Genomic DNA, 5,081 nt, shown 5'->3' with positions numbered 1-5,081 from the left:
CACGGGTGGTTATGACTTCCAATGTTACCAGCAATGTGGTCATACCATTCTTGATAATTTTTCATTTCAATTTCTCATCACTTACTCAAATTTTGCTTGCAAGGAAGCACTTGTCTTCTAGTATAGTGCAGAAAAAGAAGGCCGTCAAGCCTTCTTTCGATTTATTCTTCTACTTCATATTCTGTAAACTGACTGTTATAGAGGTCAGCGTAGAAACCAGCTTGCGACATTAGCGCGTCATGATTTCCTTGCTCGATGATATTGCCATCTTTCATAACGAGAATAAGATCAGCATTTCGGATAGTAGACAAGCGGTGGGCGATAACAAAGGAAGTTCTGCCTTCCATCAAACGATCCATAGCTTTCTGAATCAATTCCTCCGTCCGTGTATCAACCGAAGAGGTCGCCTCATCTAGGATTAGGAGTGGTGCATCTTTCAGCAAAGCACGAGCAATGGTCAAGAGTTGTTTTTGTCCGACAGACAAGGTCACTGTATCATCCAAGACGGTATCGTAACCATCTGGTAGGGTCATAATAAAGTGGTGAATCCCTACAGCCTTGCTGGCTTCAATCACGCGCTCATCACTAATCCCCTTTTGGTTATAGATGAGATTATCTCGGATAGTACCTTCAAAGAGCCAGGTGTCTTGCAAGACCATTGAAAAGGCATCGTGTACTTCCGAGCGCTTCATCTCCTTGGTATCCACGCCATCGATGCGGATACTTCCCTTATCAATCTCATAGAACTTCATCAAAAAATTGACAATGGTTGTCTTACCAGCTCCGGTCGGTCCGACAATCGCAACCTTTTGACCTGCATGAGCGGTCGCAGAAAAGTCATGGATAATAGTTCTCTCTGGTGTATAACCAAAGGATACTCGATCAAAGACTACTTGACCTTTCATATCGCTCAATTGTCTTTCTTTATGGGATTCGTCTTCCAGTTCCTCTTCAGCTAGGAATTCGAAGACACGTCCCATGGCTGCGCTAGCCTGCTGAAGACTAGTAATCCCTTGGGCAATTTGTGAAAGAGGCTGAGAAAAGATTCGAACGTAGGCCATAAAGGCAACGATAATCCCGATACTAATCTGCCCATTCAGAGCCAAGGCTGCACCAACGATAATCACCAAGGCATAGCTAAAGTTCCCAATAAACATCATAATCGGCATCATAATCCCTGAAATAAATTGAGATTTCCAGATACTGTCATACAGACGATGGTTTAATTTCGCAAACTCTTCTTTCGTATTCTCGATAGCATTGTAACTGGTCACCACATTATGTCCAGAGTACATTTCCTCCACATAGCCATTGACAGCTGCCAAATCTTGTTGCTGACTCTTAAAAAAGCCCTGGGATTTGCCCATAAAGACGGATACGAAAACAAAACCAATAAGGGTTGAAACAACCGTCACCAAGGCTAAAATCCAGTTCATCCCAAACATGGTTACCAAGACTGCTAAAACCAATAAACTAGATGAAAGAACTGTTCCCAGACTTTGATTAAGGGACTGGGCTGCAGTGTCAACGTCATTGGTTACACGAGACAAGGTATCTCCTTGAGAATGTCCATCAAAATATCTCAATGGTAGGCGATTGATTTTCTCTGCAATGGCTGTTCTTAAACGCTCTGAAAAACGTTGAATAGCTGTTGTAAACAGAAAGGCCTGTAAATAATTTGATAGAAGTCCAATCACATAAATCACGGCCAAAAAACCACCAATAGCTGCAACCGCCGCGACATCCACACTTGTTTCCAGACCACTGGCAATAATATTAGTCATTTCCTTGATGCGGGTTGGACCATATACAGTAATGATATTGGATACGATTGTTGCTAGAAAGGCTATCAGAAGGGCAAACTGGAGGCCTGCAAGATAGGGTTTACTCTGTTTCCAGAGAGACATTTTCTTATTTTCCATGTTCCAATTCCTCCTTCGATAGTTGTGAATAGGCAATTTCTTGGTAAACTTCGTTATTAGCTAGAAGTTCCTTGTGGGTGCCTTTTCCCACGACTTTTCCTTGATCCAAGACCAAAATCAAATCTGCATCCATAATCGTTGAAATACGCTGTGCGACGATAAGTTTGGTCATAGATTTTGTTTTCTCTGCTAGCTCTTGGCGTAGGACACGATCTGTCTTGTAGTCCAAGGCTGAGAAGGAGTCATCAAAGATGAGGATTTCTGGCTTCCGAGCCAAGGTACGCGCAATGGCCAGACGCTGTCTTTGACCACCTGAGAAGTTAGTTCCTCCTTGAGCCACTTCTGACGCTAAGCCCGCTTCCTTGTCTTCGATAAAGTTCTTAGACTGGGCCAATTTCAAAGCTTGCCACATAGCCTGCTCACTAAGCGGTGTTTCTTGACTCCGTCCAAAGTCTAGATTAGCCTTGACATCACCTGAAAAGAGAACAGCTTTTTGTGGAATATAACCAACCTTGTTGCGCAAATCTTCTAAGGCATAGTCTTGAACATTGACAACGTCTACAAGAATCTCTCCTGCTGATACGTCGTAGAAACGTGGAATCAGATTGACCAGAGTTGATTTACCAGAACCTGTTGACCCAATAAAGGCCACTGTTTGACCAACATCTGCTCTAAAGCTAACATTCTCAATAACCGCCTCCGAATTTGCCGCATAGCGGAAGGTCACATCCTTAAACTCGACCTGACCTTTGAGGTTTTCATCAGCCTGTTGCACTTGAGCAGGATTTTGGATAGACGAATGCAAATCTAAAACCTGATTAATCCGCTTAGCAGAGACCATAGTTCGGGGAAGAACGATGAAGAGTGCTCCCATGAGAAGGAAGCCCATGACAACCTGCATGGCATAAGACATGAAAACAATCATGTCACTAAAGAGAGGCAGACGCGCTATCGGAGCAGCGTCGTTAATCACATAGGCCCCAATCCAGTAAATCGCCACACTCAAACCACTTGAAATCCCCATCATGATAGGGTTCAAAATAGCCATAAGGCGGTTGACAAACAAATTCAAGCGTGTCAATTCATCATTTGCTGCAGCAAATTTTTCATTTTGATAATCCTCTGCATTGTAGGCACGAACGACACGAATACCTGTTAAACTCTCACGAGTGATACTGTTCAGTTTATCTGTCAGCCCCTGAATCAAGGACTGTTTTGGAAAGGCTAGCGTCATCAAAACGGTCGTCATCAGGACGTTGACAATCACTGCCACAAGTACGGCCCAAAGTCAGTATTCTGAATGACCTAAAATCTTCCCAATAGCCCAGATAGCCATAATTGGATCACGCGTTACCACTTGCAAGCCCATAGTAATCAACATTTGAACTTGAGTAATGTCATTGGTAGTACGCGTCAAGAGGCTAGGAATTGAAAATTTCTTAATCTTTGTCTGCGAGTAATCCAAAACTCGGTTAAAAATATCACTTCTCAGCCTACTAATATAAGAAGCCGCCACTCGGGATGCAAAAAATCCAACTGCAACTACGGACAAGAAGACAAGAAGGCAAGAAAGGGCATTCCCATCATCATGCTTGCCGGCTGCCACAACTCATCTAAATTAGTTCCTTGACTACCTAGCAAATCCGTAATTTTCGAGATATAGGTCGGCACTTCCAACTCTAGATAGACCGAAAAGCAAGTAAAGAGAATGACTAGTAAAATCATCCCCCATTCTTTTCTACTAATTCTTTTGGCTAATTTCTTTATTCTCTCCTCCTATTCCCTTGATATTTACCTGTAGTTGACCGAGAACTTTCTCAAAAATCAGTAATTCATCTTCATCAATGTCTTCCATCAACTGCTTGTCTATGCGTTCAAAAAAAGCCTTAACCTCTTGCATCTGAGAACGTGCTTTGTCCGTCAGACGAACAAACTTAGCCCGCTTATCAACAGGACTCGCCTCCAATTCCACCAAACCATTTTGCACCATACGCTTGACCAAATTACTAGCAACAGACTTGGTAATATTGAGTTCCTGCTCGATATCTTTAATCAAGACCAAGTCTTGGTTTTTCTCACGATTATCCAAAAAACGTACAACCTGACCTTGCGGCCCACCCATAAATTCAATGCCACAACGTTTGGCTTCCTTTTGCACCATGAGATGAATCTGATGACCAAAACGCTTAAAGACTAACATCGGCTTATCCATACTAACTCCTTTCTAACTATCACATTTAGTTCTCCTAGGAACTAAATAAATTTTCATGAGAACTATTTTATCATTTTCAGAAAAGATGTCAAGAAAAAGTTTCCTAGAGAACTATTTTCTTGATTCAAAAAATCCCAAGTGATTTTTTCACTTAGGATTATGTTCTCTAGGTTAAATTAGAACCCGTCTACGTTTGTGTAGATTTTTTGTACGTCTTCGTCATCTTCAAGAACGCTGTAAAGTTTTTCAAAGGTTTCAAGGTCATCGCCTGACAATTCCACTTCTGACTGAGGAATCATTTCCAATTCAGTCACTTGGAATTCTTCGACACCTGACTCACGAAGGGCAACGATAGCCTTATGAAGGTCAGTTGGAGCTGTGTAAACTGTGATTGTACCTTCTTCTGCTTCTACATCATCCACATCCACATCTGCTTCTAGCAATTGCTCAAAGACTGCATCGGCATCTTCACCTGCAAATACGATAACTCCCTTGTTGTCAAAGAGGTAAGAAACTGAACCAGAAGCACCCATGTTTCCTCCGTTTTTACCAAAGGCTGCACGGACATTAGCCGCTGTACGGTTGACATTTGAAGTCAAAGTATCCACGATCAGCATAGAACCATTTGGTCCAAAACCTTCGTAACGTCCTTCTGTAAAGGTTTCATCTGTATTTCCTTTTGCTTTATCAATCGCTTTATCGATAACGTGTTTTGGCACTTGGGCTTGTTTAGCACGGTCGATAACGAATTTCAAGGCTGAGTTTGATTCTGGATCTGGATCACCTTTTTTAGCTGCTACATAGATTTCTACACCAAATTTTGCATATACTTTAGAGTTAGCTCCATCTTTAGCCGTTTTCTTGGCTACGATATTGGCCCATTTACGTCCCATTAGGAATCTCCTTTTTTCACATTTTAATCTTTCTTATTATAACACAAGTTTTTT

At 42.0% G+C, this 5,081-nt stretch carries 3 protein-coding genes and 1 pseudogene; all 4 read right to left on the bottom strand.

Annotation, left to right across the window (positions count from 1 at the left end; all coding sequences use genetic code 11):
• Positions 1–161: 161 nt before the first annotated feature.
• The 4 genes and pseudogenes from HT719_RS10765 to HT719_RS10745 all read right to left on the bottom strand — a co-directional run bounded on the left by HT719_RS10765 (position 162) and on the right by HT719_RS10745 (position 5,027).
• The gene (locus HT719_RS10765) at positions 162–1,922 is read right to left on the bottom strand and encodes an ABC transporter ATP-binding protein (RefSeq protein WP_172929194.1); all 1,761 of its coding nucleotides are present in this window, start codon (positions 1,920–1,922) and stop codon (positions 162–164) included.
• Positions 1,912–3,689, bottom strand: a pseudogene (locus HT719_RS10760) (ABC transporter ATP-binding protein). The gene HT719_RS10765 and the pseudogene HT719_RS10760 overlap by 11 nt, the downstream one beginning before the upstream one ends.
• The gene (locus tag HT719_RS10750; protein ID WP_172929190.1) at positions 3,664–4,134 is read right to left on the bottom strand and encodes a MarR family winged helix-turn-helix transcriptional regulator; all 471 of its coding nucleotides are present in this window, start codon (positions 4,132–4,134) and stop codon (positions 3,664–3,666) included. The pseudogene HT719_RS10760 and the gene HT719_RS10750 overlap by 26 nt, the downstream one beginning before the upstream one ends.
• 176 nt (positions 4,135–4,310) lie before the next feature.
• Entirely contained in the window at positions 4,311–5,027 is a 717-nt protein-coding gene (locus HT719_RS10745) for a YebC/PmpR family DNA-binding transcriptional regulator (RefSeq protein WP_000532879.1), read from the bottom strand.
• Positions 5,028–5,081: the final 54 nt, after the last annotated feature.

The sequence above is a fragment of the Streptococcus sp. k-378 genome (assembly GCF_013277505.1).
In the GTDB taxonomy this organism is placed as follows: Bacteria; Bacillota; Bacilli; order Lactobacillales; family Streptococcaceae; genus Streptococcus; species Streptococcus pseudopneumoniae.
The sequence above is the reverse complement of the archived record's forward strand: the minus strand, read 5'-3'. Positions and strand labels throughout refer to the sequence as shown.

What these genes read in the sequence shown, in the direction of transcription:
- HT719_RS10765 (WP_172929194.1), bottom strand. Translation starts at nt 1,922, where the DNA reads ATGGAAAATAAGAAAATGTCTCTCTGGAAACAGAGTAAACCCTATCTT.
- HT719_RS10750 (WP_172929190.1), bottom strand. Translation starts at nt 4,134, where the DNA reads ATGGATAAGCCGATGTTAGTCTTTAAGCGTTTTGGTCATCAGATTCAT.
- HT719_RS10745 (WP_000532879.1), bottom strand. Translation starts at nt 5,027, where the DNA reads ATGGGACGTAAATGGGCCAATATCGTAGCCAAGAAAACGGCTAAAGAT.